Annotated in this window: 18 protein-coding genes; 8 read left to right on the forward strand and 10 right to left on the reverse strand. The window is 42.5% G+C overall.

The features are described from left to right. Positions 1–233: 233 nt before the first annotated feature. The 5 genes from rocD to VK664_RS20525 form a co-directional block, all read right to left on the reverse strand. On the reverse strand, positions 234–1,466 hold the full coding sequence (gene rocD / locus VK664_RS20505) for an ornithine--oxo-acid transaminase (RefSeq protein ID WP_461400571.1): 1,233 nt from the start codon (positions 1,464–1,466) through the stop codon (positions 234–236). A gap of 306 nt (positions 1,467–1,772) precedes the next feature. Beyond that, complete coding sequence (ispE, locus tag VK664_RS20510; protein ID WP_461400572.1) at positions 1,773–2,603, reverse strand: 4-(cytidine 5'-diphospho)-2-C-methyl-D-erythritol kinase; 831 nt, start codon at positions 2,601–2,603, stop codon at positions 1,773–1,775. 1 nt (position 2,604) lies between these two features. Next, positions 2,605–3,204 (reverse strand): bifunctional nuclease family protein, encoded by a 600-nt coding sequence (locus VK664_RS20515; protein WP_458923205.1) that lies wholly within the window; start codon positions 3,202–3,204, stop codon positions 2,605–2,607. Between the two features lie 168 nt (positions 3,205–3,372). Then, positions 3,373–4,335 carry an electron transfer flavoprotein subunit alpha/FixB family protein gene (locus VK664_RS20520; RefSeq protein WP_461400573.1) on the reverse strand — a complete coding sequence of 321 codons (963 nt, stop codon included), beginning with the start codon at positions 4,333–4,335 and terminating at the stop codon, positions 3,373–3,375. A gap of 43 nt (positions 4,336–4,378) precedes the next feature. Next, complete coding sequence (locus VK664_RS20525; protein ID WP_461400574.1) at positions 4,379–5,122, reverse strand: electron transfer flavoprotein subunit beta/FixA family protein; 744 nt, start codon at positions 5,120–5,122, stop codon at positions 4,379–4,381. A gap of 130 nt (positions 5,123–5,252) precedes the next feature. Here VK664_RS20525 and VK664_RS20530 point away from each other — a divergent pair, with 130 nt between their 5' ends. Continuing rightward, positions 5,253–5,564 carry a tetratricopeptide repeat protein gene (locus tag VK664_RS20530; protein ID WP_461400575.1) on the forward strand — a complete coding sequence of 104 codons (312 nt, stop codon included), beginning with the start codon at positions 5,253–5,255 and terminating at the stop codon, positions 5,562–5,564. Between the two features lie 21 nt (positions 5,565–5,585). Here VK664_RS20530 and VK664_RS20535 read toward each other — a convergent pair whose 3' ends face one another. Continuing rightward, complete coding sequence (locus VK664_RS20535; RefSeq protein WP_461400576.1) at positions 5,586–5,798, reverse strand: hypothetical protein; 213 nt, start codon at positions 5,796–5,798, stop codon at positions 5,586–5,588. A gap of 184 nt (positions 5,799–5,982) precedes the next feature. On the opposite strand from VK664_RS20535, the gene tilS reads away from it, so the two are divergent. Next, entirely contained in the window at positions 5,983–7,380 is a 1,398-nt protein-coding gene (gene tilS, locus VK664_RS20540; protein WP_461400577.1) for a tRNA lysidine(34) synthetase TilS, read from the forward strand. A gap of 108 nt (positions 7,381–7,488) precedes the next feature. Here tilS and VK664_RS20545 read toward each other — a convergent pair whose 3' ends face one another. The 3 genes from VK664_RS20545 to VK664_RS20555 form a co-directional block, all read right to left on the reverse strand. Further along, positions 7,489–8,130, reverse strand: coding sequence for a rhomboid family intramembrane serine protease (locus VK664_RS20545; RefSeq protein ID WP_461400578.1), 642 nt, complete (start codon positions 8,128–8,130; stop codon positions 7,489–7,491). Positions 8,131–8,165: 35 nt separating this feature from the next. After that, the gene (locus VK664_RS20550) at positions 8,166–8,639 is read right to left on the reverse strand and encodes a 23S rRNA (pseudouridine(1915)-N(3))-methyltransferase RlmH (RefSeq protein ID WP_461400579.1); all 474 of its coding nucleotides are present in this window, start codon (positions 8,637–8,639) and stop codon (positions 8,166–8,168) included. Between the two features lie 189 nt (positions 8,640–8,828). Further along, positions 8,829–9,053, reverse strand: coding sequence for a hypothetical protein (locus tag VK664_RS20555; RefSeq protein WP_461400580.1), 225 nt, complete (start codon positions 9,051–9,053; stop codon positions 8,829–8,831). Positions 9,054–9,248: 195 nt separating this feature from the next. Between VK664_RS20555 and VK664_RS20560 the strand changes: the two genes are divergently transcribed. After that, on the forward strand, positions 9,249–9,794 hold the full coding sequence (locus VK664_RS20560; RefSeq protein WP_461400581.1) for a hypothetical protein: 546 nt from the start codon (positions 9,249–9,251) through the stop codon (positions 9,792–9,794). Positions 9,795–9,846: 52 nt separating this feature from the next. Here the strand turns inward: VK664_RS20560 and VK664_RS20565 are convergent, their stop codons facing one another. Continuing rightward, positions 9,847–10,824, reverse strand: a complete 978-nt coding sequence (locus VK664_RS20565; RefSeq protein WP_461400582.1) for an alpha/beta fold hydrolase — start codon at positions 10,822–10,824, stop codon at positions 9,847–9,849. Between the two features lie 143 nt (positions 10,825–10,967). Between VK664_RS20565 and rhaT the strand changes: the two genes are divergently transcribed. The 5 genes from rhaT (at position 10,968) to VK664_RS20590 (ending at position 20,001) form a co-directional block, all read left to right on the forward strand. Continuing rightward, on the forward strand, positions 10,968–12,062 hold the full coding sequence (gene rhaT / locus VK664_RS20570; RefSeq protein WP_461400583.1) for an L-rhamnose/proton symporter RhaT: 1,095 nt from the start codon (positions 10,968–10,970) through the stop codon (positions 12,060–12,062). Positions 12,063–12,099: 37 nt separating this feature from the next. After that, the gene (locus VK664_RS20575) at positions 12,100–14,220 is read left to right on the forward strand and encodes a bifunctional aldolase/short-chain dehydrogenase (protein ID WP_461400584.1); all 2,121 of its coding nucleotides are present in this window, start codon (positions 12,100–12,102) and stop codon (positions 14,218–14,220) included. A 175-nt stretch (positions 14,221–14,395) separates the two neighbouring features. Continuing rightward, positions 14,396–15,670, forward strand: coding sequence for a sugar isomerase (locus VK664_RS20580; protein ID WP_461400585.1), 1,275 nt, complete (start codon positions 14,396–14,398; stop codon positions 15,668–15,670). Positions 15,671–15,691: 21 nt separating this feature from the next. Continuing rightward, the gene (locus VK664_RS20585; protein ID WP_461400586.1) at positions 15,692–17,170 is read left to right on the forward strand and encodes an FGGY-family carbohydrate kinase; all 1,479 of its coding nucleotides are present in this window, start codon (positions 15,692–15,694) and stop codon (positions 17,168–17,170) included. 110 nt (positions 17,171–17,280) lie between these two features. Continuing rightward, a complete protein-coding gene (locus VK664_RS20590) occupies positions 17,281–20,001 on the forward strand; it encodes a family 78 glycoside hydrolase catalytic domain (RefSeq protein ID WP_461400587.1) in 2,721 nt (906 codons plus the stop codon). The last annotated feature ends 32 nt before the right edge of the window (positions 20,002–20,033 follow it).

Raw genomic sequence — 20,033 nt, forward strand, 5'->3', positions numbered from 1 at the left:
ATTAAACTAGCCGGCATTTGGGTGATGCTTGGTTCTTCCCTTGTCATAATGGTGATGGCCGTGATACCCGACACAAAAACCGTCTCTGACCAGTCAGATTAATCATCACCAACCCCAGGTTATCACCCGGGCCATGCGAAGTCAACCACTATCGGGGTTGCAATCCGTAAACAAATTAGTATCTCATTGATTCACAAACTATAACTCATCACTCATCACTCATCACTCATCACTCATAACTCCCTAAGGCTTTTCTCAATAATTCCAACTGCTTCTGACACTTGTTCCGCGGTGATTGTTAGCGGAGGTGCAAATCTGATTTTATCTCCGTGTGTGGGTTTCGCGAGCAGTCCGTTTTCTTTCATCTCCATACAAAGCGTCCAGGCCGCTTCGGGATCATTATGTTTTATAACAATAGCGTTCAGTAGTCCTTTTCCACGTACGGTTTCAATAAAAGGTGATTGCAGTCCCACTAAGCCGGCCCTTAGAAGATCACCCATTGCAGCAGCGTTTTCAGACATATTCTCGTCCTTCAGCACTTGCAGTGCTGTAATCGCAACCTTGCATGCAAGGGGATTTCCGCCATAAGTAGAACCATGTTCACCTGGCTTTATAGTCAGCATGATTTCATTATCAGCCAGCACTGCCGATACCGGCAGGGTACCGCCGCTCAATGCCTTTCCAATAATTAGTATATCCGGTCTCACTGCTTCGTGATCACAGGCAAGCATCATCCCGGTTCTTGCAAGACCTGTCTGGATTTCATCAGCAATAAAAAGTACATCCGCTGCTTCACAATAAGATTTGGCAACTGAAAGATATCCTTCATCAGGAACAACCACACCAGATTCTCCCTGGATGGGTTCAAATAAAAAACCTGCTACGTCTTTCTCCTTAAGTGCAACAGCCAATGCTTGTAAATCATTGAAAGGAATTACTATGAAACCCGGCATAAAAGGGCCAAATCCGGTGCGTGCTGAAGAATCGGTGCTAAATGAAATAACAGTAGACGTTCTGCCATGAAAATTACCGGCACAAACAATAATCTTCGCGGCATTTTCGGTTATGCCTTTCCGTTGGTAACCCCAGCGCCGGCATAATTTTATTGCGGTCTCTACTGCTTCAACTCCTGTGTTCATGGGCAATACCTTATCATAACCGAAAAAATCAGTAATGTATTCGGCAAATTCACCTAGCAGATTGCTGTGGAATGCACGGGAGGTAAGTGTAAGCTTTGAGGCCTGGTCAATCAGTGCTTTTATGATTTTTGGATGACAGTGTCCCTGGTTAACAGCTGAATAACCACTCAGGAAATCATAATAAGACTTTCCATCAACATCATACAGAAAAACACCTTCCCCGCGCTCAAGCACCACTGGCAAAGGATGATAATTATGCGCTCCGTATTCTTCTTCTTTGTTTATAAAATGAGCTGCCTTTTCGGAAATCGAATTTTTCGTAATCATGAAACCGTTTTGAAATATTTATGTTGAAATGAATTGCTCCAGTATCCGGAGCAGACCTATGGCCGGCAAGAAGATTAGCGTCCTCGATGATTGAGTAAATCGAGGTTAAGTCGCAAAAAACAAGGTATGTTAATCAGCAGGTTGATGCTATAATTTTTTGCAATATAATAATTCCGCCGGACATTTTAAAATCATAGCCTGCATGGTTAATGGACCGGAGTTGAAATCTTATACTTATGAATTCCGTGGCCTGAAAAAAGTCAGGTAGCCGGGAATCCAGATATCCCTGATTTATGGTTAAATAGATCAGGGTATTTGATGCATATCCCATCCGGTGCCAGGGTCCGGTACCGGTAGTTTATTTTTTGGGAAAATGCCATAAAAACAAGAACCAGAACCTGTCATTGATGCGTATAGTGCGCCGGCATCATACAACCAGGTTTTGATTTTTTTCAAAACAGGATAATAAAAAAAAGCAGGTTCTTCGAAATCGTTTTTTATCAAATCCTTCCAGCTTTCTACCGGTAGCATTATGCTTTCGGCAAGATTAACCGGGGCAGGGGTGGGAACAATCCTGGAAAAAGCCTGGGCAGTTCCGATATGAATTCCGGGATTAACTATCAGAAATGAATACAGGCTAAGATCCCTGTTGAGCGGTTTCATAATTTCACCTCTTCCGCTTGCAAAGGCTGGCTGGTTGTAAATGAAAAAAGGACAATCAGATCCTAAGCTTAATGAGTAGGATGCGAGTTTTTCATTTGTAAGCTTCAGGCCAAACTTTTCGTTTAATAATAGAAGGGTAAAAGCACCATCGGCTGAGCCACCTCCGAGCCCGGCACCCATGGGAATATTTTTATGCAGATGTATAAATACAGGAGGTAAATGTATATGCTCTTGTCTTAGCATGTGCCATGCTTTGAGACAGAGATTATTTTCCTGATCCCTGGCAATGGGTAGCCCGGACAATGAAAGAGTAGGGGCAGATTCCTTCCCCGGTAATTCTTCACCAGCGATAACTTCTAATATATCCGTAAGCGGGAGGGGGTAAAAAACAGTTTCCAGGTTATGATAACCATCACTTCTTTTTTCCACTATATGCAGTCCGATGTTAATCTTACAATTCGGGAAGCTGATCAAGTTATCTGTTCTTTTTGCGACTGTTTATTTCATCACGGATCGCGATTGCGCGGATATAATCCTCTTGTTCGAGGACTTCGTTCAGCAGGGTATTCAATTCATCTGCAGACAGGGCTTTAAGATCTTCCTGGCCTGCCGAAATTTCGGAAGAAGCTACTGCTTCTTTAGGCTGTTTTTTCTTGTTTGCCGGATCTTCCATCAGAATTCCCGCGCTTTCAAGAATATTATCGTAGGTATAAACCGGGCATCCGAACCTTACGGCCAGGGCCAAAGCATCCGAAGTGCGGGAATCGATCTCAACCGTATCGTGTTCAGAAGCACAGATTAGCTTTGAATAGAATATGCCTTCCTGCAGATCACAAATAATAATTTCCTGCAATTCTATATTGAATGCATTCATAAAATTCTTCATCAAATCATGCGTAAGAGGCCTGCTGGGATGCATTTTTTCCAGCGCTACAGCTATTGCCTGGGCTTCGAACCCGCCAATAACAATGGGTAAACGACGAAGCCCGTTAACTTCGCCTAAAACCACGGCATAGGAATGTGTTTGCGTAATACTATGGGACAGCGCGACTATTTCCAGTTCTATTTTCTTCATAACGAAAGCACGAAACTAACGCATTTTATTTAAAAAAATTGGATGATAACTAACTGAAAAAAATTCATTCTGAAGGCATTATTTAATAAGAAATGGTTGATTATAGTATTGGTTAACTTGCGCTTACCCAATACAACAATCAACCAATCATTCCCGCGCGCGGGATGCTTATTTACCTTTTAGTTTTTTGACTGCAGCGATGATTTTAGGAACAACTTCGAGGGCATCACCAACAATTCCGTAGTCGGCAGATTTGAAAAACGGAGCTTCAGGATCCTTATTTATGACTACAATGGTTTTGCTTCTGTTTACCCCGGCGAGGTGCTGGATCGCTCCTGAAATACCAATCGCAAAGTAAAGATTAGGTGCTATTGCTATGCCTGTTTGACCAACATGTTCGTGATGAGGTCTCCAGCCACTGTCGGCAACGGGTCGGCTGCATGCGGTTGCAGCACCCAACAGGGAAGCAAGTTCCTCCACTATGCCCCAGTTTTCCGGACCTTTGAGGCCACGTCCACCACTCACAACAATTTCGGCTTCTGTAAGTACAACCTCTCCTGTAGCTGCGCTCGATTTGATCACTTTTACCCTGGCAGAAGGAACTGTCACTGACGCTGTGACCAATTCAGCCTTGCCCTCAACTTCCTTTACGGGGTATGCATTTGGATTGAGGCTTATCACCCTGATGGGGGTTTCAATTTTTATTTTTGCAAAAGCCTTACCAGAAAACACTACTTTCCTTACTACAAATCCATCGTTCGTCTCAGGCAAAGCAGTTGCTCCGGAAACGAGCCCTGCTTTCAGCCGTGCCGCAACACGCGGTGCTACTGCCTTTCCATTGAAATTATTTGAAAATACAACGATGTCTGCACCGGTAGCGCTTACAAGCTGGCCGATTACATTTGCGTATACCTGGGCATCAAGCTGATTCAATGATTCCTCAGCTACCTGGTGAATTTTCTTTACTCCATACTTACCCAGTTCCGGGAGATCAGCACTCACTGTTCCTAAAATGAATCCATCAGCGGTTGTACCCAGCTGTTCGGCAATCTTTGAGCCATAGGAAAGGGCTTCAAATGAAGATTTTTTTACCTGGCCATCTCCATGATCTATAAATATTAATACAGACATAATAAATGCTTGAATGAAATAAATGAATAGGACTCTATTGGTGTCAGATCACTTTCGCTTCGTCATGAAGCAGTTTTACCAACTCCTCAGCATTATCTGCCGGGATCATTTTCACACCGGCTTTTGGTGGCGGAAGTTCAAATCCAACGATCTGTGTCAGATGTTCAGTGGCAGCCGGCTCAACAACTTTGAGTGGTCTTGTTCTTGCACCCATTATTCCTTTCATATTCGGGATCCTTTGTTCGGCGACTCCTTTCTGGCAGCTTACTACTACGGGTAAGGAAACTTCATCTACTTCATCACCGCCTTCAACCTCACGGGTTACAGTAGCCGAAGTTCCGTTGAGTTCAAACTTTGTTGCAAGACTTATATAAGGAAGATCCAGCAATTCGGCAATCATACCACCAACAGAAGATCCGTTATAATCAATTGTCTCCTTGCCAGTGAAAACCAGGTCATATGCACCCTGCTTTGCAATTTCAGCTATCTGCGAAGCGATATAATAACTATCACCGCTGTCAGTATTCACGCGGATCGCCTCATCGCCTCCAAGTGCAAGTGCCTTCCTGATGATAGGATCATTCTCGGGGCCACCAACATTAACAAGATGAAGAATGGTAGAAGAATCTTTTTCCTTTAGTTCAATTGCCCGGACCAGTGAATACCATTCATCATATGGATTGATGATCCACTGTACACCCTCCTGAACGAATTTCGTATTATTATCCTTGAAAGCTATTTTTGCCGTTGTGTCCGGCGTTTTGCTGATACAGATAAGAATCTTCATTGGCAGATTTTGAAGTTTTAAAACTGGTTGTTTATGCAACCATTGTATACAAATATAAGAGCCAGTTGCTAAGGGCAGAAACTTTTCTGCATATTTAATTGTGAAAAAAGCTGAAAAGCAAGGTTGAAATATGGAAAGACTTGACAAACTGAAAGAATTACTGAAAGCGAGCCCCACCGATAGCTTTTTGAATCATGCACTTGCCCTGGAATATCTTAAACTGAATCAAAGCAAATCAGCAAGAGCCGTTTTTGAAGCGTTGCTTGAGAGAGATCCGGATTATGTCGGTTCCTATTATCATCTCGCAAAATTACTGGTAGCTGATGGAGAAACCGATATGGCCATAAAGTGGTATGAGAAAGGTATGGAAAAAGCGAAGAAGGCGGGGGACAGTCATTCCTTTAACGAACTGCAGGCAGCATATGAGGACCTGGTTGACTAGTAATACAAAGAAATACAATCCTTACTCATATTTCTTTTTGTGGTAGTGCCGGCAGCTGGAATGTTTATTCGGATCATTCAATTTCTTATTAGCAGCGAGTGAAGCATCATAGTTCAGGACCAGGTTTTCATCCTGGATATTATTTATTGAGCTTGTCTCACCAATTCCTGTAAACTTGTATCCAGAAGCTGCCAGGATGATGATAAGACCGGTTATAAAAATAATTTTTTTCATTTCTTTAAATCGGGTGCAAATAAAATGATCTCCAGGTTAATCAATGTTAAAAGTTGATGAATGGTTCATTCCGCTTTTAAAGACATTGTTGACAGTTTGACGCTACTGATCGTTGTATGTTACAGAATTTATTATTTTTCTTTCAAAAAAGCCGGAGCTTTCCGGATTAACCTTCAATTTATTCATGCCGGACAATGCTATGTTAAACAGGTTCATTCAATATGTTCAGGAAAATAAATTGTTTACAAAAGATGATTTCCTGGTACTGGCGGTAAGTGGTGGGATTGACTCGGTAGTACTTGTTGACCTTTGCAAAAAGGCAGGTTTCCGTTTAGTCGTGGCTCATGTAAACTTTAATCTGCGCGAGAAGGAAAGCGAGCGGGATGAACTCTTTGTGCGCGAACTTGCTACCGGGGCAGGCGTTCCCGTTTTCGTAAAAAATGTGAATACTACTACTTATGCTTCTCTCAATAATTTATCAATCCAGGTAGCCGCCCGTATACTGCGTTATGAATGGTTCGAATTGTTGAGACAGGAATTGGCAGATATTAATAAAACGGATAGGGGTAGAGGGTCTTCCCTGGTAGTTACAGCACACCATATGGATGACAGTGTTGAAACAATGCTGATGAACCTTTTTCGCGGCACCGGCATTACGGGTCTTCGGGGAATACTGCCAAAACAGGAACACCTGGTGAGGCCTCTACTGTGTTTTACAAAAAATGAAATTGTTGACTATGCAAATAGTCTCGGGCTGAATTGGGTTGAAGACAGTTCCAACCAGCTTGATAAGTACACCCGTAATTATTTCCGTAACCAGCTTATACCGATGCTGCGAAAAATATATCCACAGGTTGACGAAAATTTATACCAGAATCTTCACCGCTTCCAGCATGCGGCTGTGCTATACCGTGAGTCGGTGGATAAAAAGATCAGGAACCTTGTGGAAGCCAGGGGAAATGAATTTCATATCCCTGTATTGAAGCTGATCAAAATGCCGGCATACGAAACAATTTTGTTCGAGATACTTATGCAATATGGCTTTACCCCGCAGCAGTTGTCCCAGGTTATACAACTCCTGCATAGCGAAACGGGTAAGCAGGTTTTGTCTGACCAATACCGGGTAATAAAAAACCGCAACTGGCTCATCATAGCTCCTGCAGAACAACAACATTCATCTTATGTTTTGATTAGTGAGGATGATCTGCATGTTCCCTATGAAAAGGGAAACCTGAAACTGACCAGGAACAAGATAAGCGAGGTTCGCTTTCGAGCAGAAAAACCGCTCATTCCGGCCGGATCGCATCCATCCATCGCTTATCTCGATTCAAAAAAAATCACATTTCCCCTGCTGCTTCGCCAATGGAAGGCAGGTGACTATTTCTATCCGCTTGGGATGAAGAAAAAGAAAAAAATTGCACGCTTCCTGATTGATTCTAAACTTTCAAAAACCGATAAGGAATCTGTCTGGGTTATCGAATCCGGAAAAAAGATTTTGTGGGTGGTTGGTTCCCGTATCGACGACAGGTTTAAAATCACAGACAGCACCAGTGAAGTAATCATGATCACCCGGTTGCCCTGAAAAATAACGCTCCTTAAACATTAATTTATCAATCTAAAAATTGCTAAAATTCACTAAGCTAAAAAACGCTAAAATTCACCAAACTTAAAACTGCTAAATTTTACCAATCTAAAAGCTACTGAAATACACCTTCACCTGGTCAATAAATACAGATAATGGTTTATAGTCACTGAGTGCAAAGCAGGCGACTATTAAGAATGCGATACCAAATAATGCACCCCAGATATGCGCGGAATGGTTCACATTGCCGCCACCTCTTTTGTCAAGGAATGAAGAGATGACCAGGAACAACAAGCCAAAAGCAAAACCCGGGATCCTGAACGGTAAAAATAACAAACCCATGGGGACGAGGGGATTGAGCAATATGAAGGCAAAAATAACCGCAGATACAGCTCCTGATGCTCCAAGACTGCGGTAAGAACTATTTGTTTTATGCTGTGAATAAGTAGGGAGTAAACAGAAGAAAAGCGACAGGATATACATCAACAAATACATTATCCTGCCCAGGTCTCCAAAAAGCCGCATGAAGTCAACTTCGACATATTTACCGAAAATATAAAGTCCATACATATTAAAAGCAAGATGGATATAATCTGCATGGAGGAAGCCGCTGGTGAAAAAACGATACCATTGTTTCTGATAGGTTACCGCAGGTGGATCGAAGATCAGGTCATTCATGATCTTGTCGTTGTTTAGGGCGGATATTGAAATGAGTACGGTAATAATAATAATGATTAGGGTAATGCTCATGAAAAATTCAATTTGTTCAGCTCCAAATCTAATGATTATGAGTGATGATATTTTTCATTTCTCAAAATTGAACAGGCACGATAAATTTGTTCGGATAGTATTAGCCTGACAAGTTGATGGGGGAAAACGAGTTTTGAAAGCGACCATTGATAGTTTGCTCTTTTAAGAATGGCATTGTCGGTTCCATATGCACCTCCTATTAAAAAAACAAGATTACGTATACTTTCATTTCCTCTTTTTTGAAGAAATTGTGCGAGCCCGGGGGAATCTAGTGTTTGTCCTCTTTCATCTAGTACAACGAGATAATCGTCTTTTTGCAACATGCCGAGGATCAGTTCACCTTCTTTTTTTTTGAGATCGGCTTCACTTAATGTGCCGGCGTTTTTTGGAACAGGAATAATGGTCCAGCTGGCAGGAAAATATTTATTGATACGTTTAGTAAAATCTTCAGTTCCCTCTTTCACATAAGAGTCATGTGATTTGCCAACTGACCAACATTGAATTTTCATGTAGATAAAATTAAGTCAATGACAGGAAACTAAATCATGGTTGGCAAGCGACATAAAAAAAGGCATCGCTTCAGTCAGCATACACAATTATGTGCGATTTAACTGAAGTAATGCCTTAAAATGTTTAAACCCTATAGGTTTTTAAACCGGAACTTTATTCAACTATATATAGCCAAAGTTCCACAATTGCTATACTGATTCATTCTGTTTTTCTTTATCAATATAGTTATATTCATCCTGATTTTTGTGTTTTTTATCTTCAGTACCGGGTTCAGGATAGCTTTCAGAATTCCCGCTATCATCTCCACTGGCCTTGTTGTTTTCACTCCTTATTGATGAATCTTTTCCTTGTCCTTCACGAACCGGGAATTTTTTCTTATCGTCTTTGATATTGGGATCGTTGTGTGCACTCATAATCCTGGCTTTTGGAGATAGGCTAAAAAAGCATGCCAGGGGAAGTCAGGTATCTTAACTGGCGGTCGACAGATTTAATTGTTTGAACAGGGACAAAAAGGATTCAAAGCAAAATGAAATTCTAATATCTGGAAATAACAATCATGATTCTATTGTGGATTTTTTTATTTGTTGCGTCTAGTATAAAAGGTAATTATGAAAAAAACATTTGCACTTATTATTTTAGGTGTGGCATTGTCCGGTACTTCAATGGCACAAGACAAAGAACCACCACCTCCTCCTAAGCCACCAAAAAAGGCGATGACGAAAGCTGCGGCACCCCAGACTGAACCTCAAAAAGCTATGATGACGGCACCTCCAGCTCCTCCTGCGCCCACAAAAAGCAGGAGCCATGAGTTTCCGCCACCACCTCCGGTTCCGGCAAAAACAAACAGCGACAATGTTCCACCACCGCCTCCGCCGGTTCCGGCAGAAGCAAACAGTGACAATGTTCCACCACCTCCGCCGCCGGTTCCGGCTAAGACTGGTGATGAAGAAGTGCTTGCACCAGTAGCTTCCGACGAAACAACAGTTACACTAAAACCAATCGCTCCTGTGAAACATCCGGCTTCAGCAGAACCTGTAGTTTCTCCAAATCCATTAGCTCCTGTGAAAAAAGAAGCTTCAGCCAAACCCCTGGATTCTCAAAAAACAACTGGTCCTAAGAAGGTCGCGATTAAGAGCAATTCTATTCAAAACTAATCACATCAATATAAAAAAGGGAATGCCCGGGTACAGACCCGGGTATTCTTTTCTATTGTTTTCTTTGTGCATTGTTTATAATAAGTTCGGCCAGCTTCTCCAGCAAAGGTTCCGGCAAATCATGTCCCATGCCTTCAATGCTTTCAAACCTGGCACCAGGGATTGTTGTAGCGATGTCTTTACCGGCATCAATAATAACCAGTGGATCTTCGGTTCCATGAACAACAAGCGTAGGGATCTTTATTCTTTTTAAGTCGGCAGTTCTACCGGCGTAGAAACCAGCTACTGAAGCCGCACCTTGCCGCACCAACCCATCGGGATGATAAGAGCGTTTAATATTCGATCTGATTAAAGCCAGGGCTTTTTTTTCATTAACAGGATATTTTTTTCCTGCCAGTATCTTCATGCTTTGCAGTTCCCTTTGCACATAAGCTGCCGTATCATCGGCAGGCCCGGGCGCGGGAATACTACTCACTAATTCGACCTTCGCAACCAAGGGGAAAGTAGGTTTACCCCCGCCGGCCATAATGCTTGTTAAGGAGAGTGCATGATCAGGATAATAATATGAAACACGCTGTGCAATCATTCCACCCATTGATGCCCCAACGATATGCGCTTTTTTTATACCCAATACATCCAATAAAACCACCGCATCTTTAGCCATATCATCCAGCGAATATGCAAGTGGTGGTTTTTCTCCCAGTTCCAAAGCTTTGGTAATGGCGTTCCAGTCTGGCATACCTGCTTCATCAAATTTTGTTGATAAGCCAATATCGCGATTGTCAAAAACGATCACCCGGTATCCCTTACCTACAAGCTTATCGCAGAAAACTTTTGGCCACATGGTTAGCTGGGCGTTAGTCCCGGAAATCAATAAAAACACTTCCTTGTTTTTACTACCATAACTATGATAGGCAATGTTGATACCGTTCACCTGAGCAATACCCGGCTGGCCTGATCCCTTCAGGGAAATAAAAACAACGATCATTCCAAGCAGGCAGGTTTTATTAACTATCAGGCGCAGGCTCATCAGCGATCGTTTTTTAAGTTCTCCCAAATTACGAATTTGGATGCAATAGCCCTGATACCCTCATCACAGTGCATCACGGGGGTATTGAAAATAATTCATAGATTGCCTCAACGATTAATACATATTGGAAAAATAGCAACTACATGCAGGTACTTTTTGGGATTATTTATCATTTCATCGGCGGTTTTGCATCAGGAAGTTTTTATATACCATTTAAAAAAGTCAGGGGTTGGTCCTGGGAAAGTTATTGGATAGTCGGAGGCATTTTTTCCTGGCTACTTGTCCCTCCACTGGCAGCTTATCTCACCATCCCCGGTTTTTCTGAAATTATCAGGCAGACTGATAACAGCATCTTAGGAGCGACTTATATGTTTGGATTGTTATGGGGCATTGGAGGTCTTACTTACGGGCTGGGGGTAAGGTATCTTGGAGTTTCCCTCGGTTCAAGTATTATACTTGGTCTTTGCATGGTTTTTGGGGCCCTTATTCCATCTATTTATTACAATTTTTTCCCAGCTGAAGGCAAGGATACTTTCAGCATGATGATAAATTCGGGTTGGGGACAAACTGTATTAACGGGTCTTGCTATTTGTGTGCTTGGAATTATCATCTGCGGCAAAGCAGGTATTATGAAAGAACAGCAGCTTAGCAAGGTTGCCCCGGCAAGAGATGTTCACGGTGATGTAATCAAAACAGAATATAAATTCGGCCTTGGAATGATTGTATCAATCATTTCAGGCATTTTAAGTGCCTGTTTCAATTTTGGGCTTGAAGCCGGTAAATCTATGGCTAATACTGCCAATGAAATCTGGAAGGTTGCGAACCCGGGCGATGGTGAATTCCTTTTCCAGAACAATGTTGTTTATGTGGTTATCCTTTGGGGAGGGCTTACTATAAATCTCGTCTGGTGTATGATTCTGAATGCCAGGAACAAGACTTTTCATGACTATACAAATAAACAGGTGCCTCTCACCAGGAATTATTTTTTCTCTGCACTTGCCGGTATTACCTGGTTTCTTCAGTTCTTCTTTTACGGCATGGGAGAATCTAAACTTGGCAATGGTGCCAGCTCCTGGATTTTACATATGGCCTTTATTATCCTGATTGCGAATCTATGGGGACTTATCTTAAAGGAATGGAAAGGTGTTAACCGGAAAACTACATATACTATCATTGCCGGCATCATCACGATCATTATTTCTGTACTGGTAGTAGGCTACGGAAACTCTATGAAATAATCTTGTAACTTTTTTTTAGACAATAAAATATTTGATTATGTCTCTTACAGCATCAAAGTTCAGGCATGTAAGTTATTTGTGGGATGAGCAGAAGGCCGCTGCGTTCGGAGGCGACGAGGTTGGACTGCTTATATACCGTTCAAATTTACTTGGTGCCGACCTTCGCTTAACTAATTATGGTGGGGGGAATACTTCTTACAAAGGTCCCGCTAAAAATCGACTGACCGGGGAAACGACTGATGTTATGTGGGTGAAAGGATCCGGTGGGGATCTTGGTACACTGAAAAAAAACGGGCTCGCTGCTTTGTATATGGACCGCTTACTAAGCCTGAAAAACATTTACCGGGGTAAGGAGCATGAAGATGAAATGGTTGAATTATTTAATCACTGCATCTATGATCTCGACTCCCGCGCACCGTCCATTGATACAGCATTGCATGGCTTTCTACCTTTTAGTCATATCGACCATTTGCATCCCGATGCAGCAATAGCCATCGCCGCCGCTAAAGATGGGAAACAAATCACGCAGGAATTATTCAATGGAACAATTGGTTGGGTTGAGTGGCAGAGACCAGGATTTGACCTTGGACTTAAACTGAAGCAATGCCTCGATGAAAATCCTGGTATTCGTGGCATCATGCTCGGCTCACACGGTTTATTTACCTGGGGGGATACTGCTTACGAAAGTTATATCAACACGCTGGAAGTGATTGAACGTTGCGCAGAATACATCGAACAGAAAACCGCAGAAAACGGTCAGGTGTTTAGTGGCAGCAAACTCGAATCATTGCCAAAAGAGGAACGCTATAAAAAAGCGGCACAGCTTGCGCCGGTTCTGCGTGGTCTTGCATCTTCAAAAACACGGATGATTGGTCATTTTACAGATGATGAAAAAGTGATGCAATTTATTAACTCGAATGATCTTGACAGGCTTGCCCCGATGGGAACAAGTTGCCCGGACCATTTCCTGCGAACCAAAATCAGCCCGCTTGTATTAGATATGCAAGCCGGCGAAGATCTTTCAAACACCGATGCTTTTTATAAAAAACTTACTTCGCAGTTTGAACAATATCGTACTCAATATGAAGAGTACTATAATAATTGTAAACATCCTAACAGTCCCGGCATCCGTGATGCCAACCCGGTAGTGATTTTATACCCCGGTGTCGGCATGTTCACCTTCGCAAAAGATAAACAGACTGCGCGGGTTGCTGCCGAGTTCTATACTAATGCCATCAATGTAATGCGGGGCGCAGAAGCCATTTCAACTTATACATCCCTGCCAAGACAGGAAGCTTTTGATATTGAGTATTGGTTACTTGAAGAAGCAAAATTGCAAAGAATGCCCAGGCCAAAACCATTGACCGGTCGCATAGCACTCGTTACCGGTAGTGCCGGTGGTATTGGTAAAGCGATCGCCAAAAAATTCGCCGACGAAGGGGCTTGTGTAATAATTAATGATAATGATGCTGAGAGGCTTGATAAGGCGAAGCTTGATTTCTCGTCAAAATATTCAAAAGATGTTTTTGCTGCGAGTTTGCTTGATGTTACCAATAAATCAACAATCGCCGGGGCTTTTGAAGTAGCCTCTCTGAATTTCGGCGGAGTTGACATTGTAGTAAACTGTGCGGGTTTAAGTATTTCAAAGCCATTAGGTGAACATTCAGAAGCTGATTGGGACCTGCTTTACGATGTGCTGGTTAAAGGACAGTTTCTCGTTACACAGGCCGGTGTTTCGATCATGAAAAAACAAAAACTTGGCGGGGACGTGCTCAATATCGTGAGTAAAAATGCACTGGTTTCCGGCCCTAATAACGCAGGTTATGGATCGGCAAAAGCTGCGCAACTTCATCTGAGCCGGCTTAATGCTGCCGAACTTGGCAGTGATCGCATAAGGGTCAACGTTGTAAATCCGGATGCAGTTATTTCAGACAGCAAAATCTGGGAAGGTGCCTGGGCAGAAGGACGCGCAAAAGCTTATGGTGTACCTGTAGATAAACTGCCCGAATACTATGCAGGAAGAACTTTATTGAATGAAATCATTCTACCTGAAGATATTGCCAATGCCTGTTTTGTATTCGTCGGAGGTTTGTTGAATAAATCGACCGGAAATGTGCTTAATGTTGATGGTGGAGTGGCGATGGCGTTCGTTAGGTAGTTATGAGTTATGAGTTATGAGTGGTGAGTGGTGAGTTGTGAGTGGTTTACAACCCCCGATAGGGGTTGACTTCGTATAGCCCGGGGTAAAACCCGGGGCGGTGGTAAAACCACGGTTGGCGATGAAACCCCGGGGCGGGTTGAAGCCCCGGATAATTAATGATTAAAATTCTGTTATGAGATTAGATCAAGAATTTATAGATGACCATAACCAGCTATGGTATAAAGGGCATCAACGCAAATATGATGCGCTGGTGGAAGGGTTGCCAAATGCGATGTCAATACTTCAAAAATTAATTGACTTCCAGGTGGCGATACCCAGTTGGGCGCTTGGAACAGGCGGCACAAGGTTTGCCCGCTTTTCGGGCGGAGGCGAACCACGCAATCTCCATGAAAAAATGGAAGACATTGGCCTGTTGCACGCACTTAATAAAAGCAGTGGAGCCATTTCACTTCATATTCCCTGGGACATTCCGGAAAATATTCCAGCTGTGCGGACACTTGCCGAACAACTGGGACTACAGTTTGATGCGATGAACTCAAACACTTTCCAGGATCAGAAAGACCAGGAACTCAGCTATAAGTTTGGCTCTTTGCAGCATGTCGATAGAAAAGTACGTGCCCAGGCAATTCAGCATAACATCGAAGTGATTCAACATGGTGTTGATCTTGGATCAAAATCGCTGACTGTCTGGCTAAGCGATGGTTCCTGTTTTCCGGGCCAGTTAAATTTCAGAAAAGCTTTTCAAAATACGCTGGAAGGACTGAAGGAAATTTATGCGGCCCTGCCTGCTGATTGGAAAATGTTTGTTGAGTATAAAGCCTTCGAACCAAATTTTTATTCTACAACAGTTGGTGACTGGGGGCAATCGTTGTTGTATGCAAACAAACTTGGTCCAAAAGCATATACACTTGTTGACCTGGGTCACCATCTGCCAAATGCAAATATTGAACAGATCGTTTCATTGCTACTTATGGAAGATAAACTTGGCGGCTTCCACTTTAATGATTCAAAATATGGTGATGATGATCTGACTGTAGGAAGTATTAAACCATACCAGTTGTTTTTGATTTTTAACGAACTGATCGATGGTATGGACGCACAGGGGATGAATCATAATACTGACCTGGGATGGATGATCGATGCTTCTCATAATGTAAAGGATCCCCTTGAAGACTTGTTACAATCTGTAGAAGCCATCATGCTTTCTTATGCCCAGGCATTGTTGGTTGACAGGGAAAAACTAACCGAAGCTCAACAGAACAATGATGTGGTATTAGCGCAGGAGATATTGCAGGATGCGTTCCGGACTGATCTTCGTCCTTTGGTTGCCCAGGCAAGATTTAATGCGGGAGGAGCATTGGAACCAGTCAGTTTATATCGTACGGGTAAAATCCGTGAAAACCTGATTCGCGAACGGGGATTGAAAACCGTGGCTACGGGTCTGTAGACAAAAAATAAATGATTGCTTATGACTGCCGGCAAAGTTGCTGCCATATTTGATGTGGGTAAGACCAATAAAAAACTATTACTGTTCAACCAGGAATATCAATTGGTGAAGGAAACTTCTGTTCAGCTCCCCGAAACAACAGATGAAGACGGATTTGCATGTGAAGATGTACATGCCCTGACAAACTGGGTAATTACCAACTTCGAAGAATTATCAATGTCTACTGAATACCAATTGGCAGCATTGAATTTTTCATCTTATGGAGCAAGCTTCGTTCACCTTGACAAATCGGGTGAGCCATGTTGCCCGCTTTATAACTATCTTAAACTTTATCCGGATAATTTGAAAAATGCTTTTTACAACCGCTATGGTGGTGAGGAAGATTTTTCTATGTTAACCGCCTCACCTGTACTGGGAAGTCTTAATTCAGGAATGCAGCTCTACCGGTTAAAACATGAACAGCCGGATTTGTTTGCAAAAATCAGGACCTCATTACACTTGCCACAATACCTTAATTATATACTCTCCGGTAAAACCTGTACTGATATTACCAGTGTAGGTTGCCATACGAATTTGTGGAACTTTCGTTCAAATTCATATCATCAATGGGTTAACCTGGAAAAGATCGATGATAAGTTTGCACCGGTGGTTTTGGGTGACGCACTGGTAAACGATCCGGGAACATCCCGCCAACCCCCGATCGGAATTGGATTACATGATAGTTCGGCGGCGTTAATACCTTATCTGCAACATTTCAGGGACCCATTTATATTGATTTCAACCGGTACCTGGTGCATTAGCATGAATCCGTTTAACAAGGATCCACTTACAAAAGAAGAACTCAGGAATGATTGTTTGTGTTACCTGACTTATAAGGGTGAGCCGGTGAAATCTTCAAGGCTCTTTGCCGGGAACGAACATGAAAAACAAATAAAAAGGCTGGGAGATTTTTTTCATAAAAATGATCAGGCGGTTTCTCAGATCCGTTTTAACAAAGAGATATATGATTCTCTAGTTCGTCAGTCTTTGCCTGGGCAATCTTCTGTTGGACAACCTTCTGTTGGACAGTCTTCGGTTGAACACTCTTCTATTGGACAGTCTTCCGTTGGGCAACCTGCGTCTAAGGATAAAGGTAGCCCGTCACTCATAACCGGTGGTTCTGCATTTTCAAATCGTGAAATCGCTGAATTTCCTGATTATGAAACTGCCTATCACCAGTTAATGATAGACATCATGGTTCAACAGGTGGCCTCAACCAGGCTGGTTATGAATGCCACGGGTGTAAAACAGATATTTGTAGACGGTGGTTTTAGCAAAAATGAGATCTATATGAATTTGTTAAGTATGTCTTTTCCTGAGATTACAGTCTCAGCCGCAACCGTACCACAATCTACAGGTCTTGGTGCAGCCCTGGCCATTCATAAGCATTGGAACAAAAACCTCATCCCACAAAACCTCATCCAATTAAAAACCTATCATTCAAAATCTGATCTCCTCTAAATAAAATAATAAAATTGGCACACAACGAAACGAAATATATTTCATTCTTAAATTTAATAACTAACACTCACCACTTACCACTCACCACTCACCACTCATTTAAAGGCGTCATGAAAAAACTCATCTTCCTACTACTAGCCTCTAGCTTCGTTTCCACCGGGAATGCACAAACGACGGTGAATAACCTGCTCGTTGAGAATCTTAAGAATCCGATTGGTGTTGACATGGTTAAGCCGGCTTTTAGCTGGCGTCTCAACGGGACTGACAGAAACCTGGTGCAGACTGCTTACGAAATCCGCGTTGGCAGTGATCCTTCAAATTTATCAAAAACAAAAAATCTTGTCTGGAACAGTGGTAAAGTCGCATCCGGTGAATCTTTACATAATATATATGCTGGCACCACACTTGAATCGACAAAGAAATATTACTGGCAGGTAAGGGTCTGGGACAACAAGGGCAGAACATCTGCCTGGAGCGAGACAGGTTCATGGCAAATGGGTTTGTTAAGTGAGAGCGATTGGGAAGCAAAATGGATCAGCATTGGTTTTATCGAAGATTCCGTTAATCGTCCAGGGCAATTGTTCAGGAAAGAATTCACGGCTGCAAAGAAGATAAAGTCCGCTACTGCATTTATAACATCCCATGGCATTTATGAAGCTTTCATTAATGGTAAACGTGTTGGTGATTATTATCTTACACCCGGCTGGACAAGTTATAACAAGAGGTTACAGTACCAGGTTTATGATGTAACCGGTTTAATGAATACAGGGAAAAATGCCATTGGCGCGGGGCTTGCCAGCGGATGGTATCGTACTCCGCTTGCATGGCAGGCAAATCTGAATTTGTATGGGAAGGAACTTGCTTTGCTGGCACAGATCCGTATTGTTTATACTGATGGAACAGTTGAGACCATTGGCACTGATAATACCTGGAAATCTTCAACTGGCCCCGTGAAATCTTCAGAGATCTATGATGGAGAATCTTATGATGCCAATTTCGAAAAATCCGGCTGGGCAAACGTTGGATATGATGAACAAGGCTGGTTGCCGGTGAAACTTATAACCGCTGCAAAGAATACATTGATTGCAACCTACAATGAGCCGGTAAAAAAACATGAAAGATTCAAAGCGCTTAAACTGATAACAACGCCAAAAGGAGAGAAGGTTATCGATTTCGGACAAAACCTGGTTGGTCTTGTTGAAGTAACTGCCAGCGGGAATAAAGGAGATAGTATTAAGATCTACCACGCAGAAGTGCTGGACAAAGCCGGAAATTTTTACACGGATAATCTTCGGGGCGCTAAACAATTAAATACATATATACTAAAAGGAGGTGAACCACAGACTTTTGAACCGCATTTCACATTCCAGGGTTTTCGTTATATAAAACTGGAAGGATTCAAAGGTGAGATCAATCCCGAAAATTTTACTGCTGTTGCCATGTATTCGGACATGAAGCCGACAGGAAACTTTAAAAGTTCCAATGCTCTTATTAACCAGCTTCAACATAATATACAATGGGGACAAAAAGGTAATTTCCTGGATGTTCCAACCGATTGTCCACAACGCGATGAAAGACTCGGATGGACAGGAGATGCCCAGGCCTTTGCACGCACTGCGACCTATAATATGCATGTTTATAATTTTTTCAGCAAATGGCTTAAAGATCTTGCAGCTGATCAGACCGACAAGGGAAGTGTGCCACATGTGATACCGCAGGTACTGGCAAAAGGTGCAGACGGCTCAGCCGGTTGGGCGGATGCCGCAACCATCATTCCATGGACAATGTACCAGGCTTATGGGGATAAACGTGTGCTTGAGCAACAATACCCGAGCATGAAAGCCTGGGTTGGTTATATGGAATCAAACGCTAAAGATAATCTCTGGAACAAAGGTTTTCATTTTGGTGACTGGTTGTTTTACAGGCCCGATGATGATAATGATGGTAGAGGTGCGATAACGGACAAGTATATGATTGCACAATGCTTTTATGCCAACTCTGTTCAAATCATGATCAACACGGCTAAAGTGCTTAACAAACCAGAAGATGTAAAAAAATATGAACAACTGTTGAACGATGTTAAAGGCGCCTATCTTAAGGAATACCTGACACCGAACGGTCGCCTGGTTTCCAGCACTCAAACTGCCTACGTATTGGCATTGAATTTTGACATGTTACCTGAAGGACAGAGAAAGCAGGCTGCGCAGAGACTTGCAGACAATATTAAAGCCTATAACAATCATCTTACTACCGGTTTCCTGGGTACACCATATTTATGTCATGTGTTATCAAGATTCGGTTATACAGATATTGCTTTCAAGTTGTTGATGCAGGAATCTTATCCTTCATGGTTATACCCGGTTAAACAAGGAGCCACAACAATATGGGAAAGATGGGATGGTCAGAAGCCCGATGGATCTTTCCAGACACCTGGCATGAACTCATTCAATCACTATGCTTATGGAGCTATCGGGGATTGGATGTATCGTGTTATTGCAGGTCTTGATACTTACGATTCTATGCCCGGCTACAAAAAGATATCTGTAAAACCACATATAGGTGGCGGGCTTACCGAAGTCGCAGCGGATTATGAAACCAACTATGGGAAACTAAGATCCGAATGGAAAATTGTTGATGGAAAATTCAGTCTAACAGTAGAGATACCTGCAAATACCAGGGCAACGGTTTATATCCCTGCCACTTCAGCAGAATCAGTTTCCGAATCGGGAAAATCACTTTCGGGTTTAAGCGACCTGAAGGTCACCGGCAAGGATGGAGACTATGTTGTTGTTGAGCTTGGATCAGGCATCTACAATTTTGCTGTTAAGTAAACAGATAAGAACTTTGTGTAAGATTTCAGAAT

The sequence above is a fragment of the Flavitalea sp. genome, assembly GCF_035489435.1.
Taxonomy (GTDB): Bacteria; Bacteroidota; Bacteroidia; order Chitinophagales; family Chitinophagaceae; genus DATHKG01.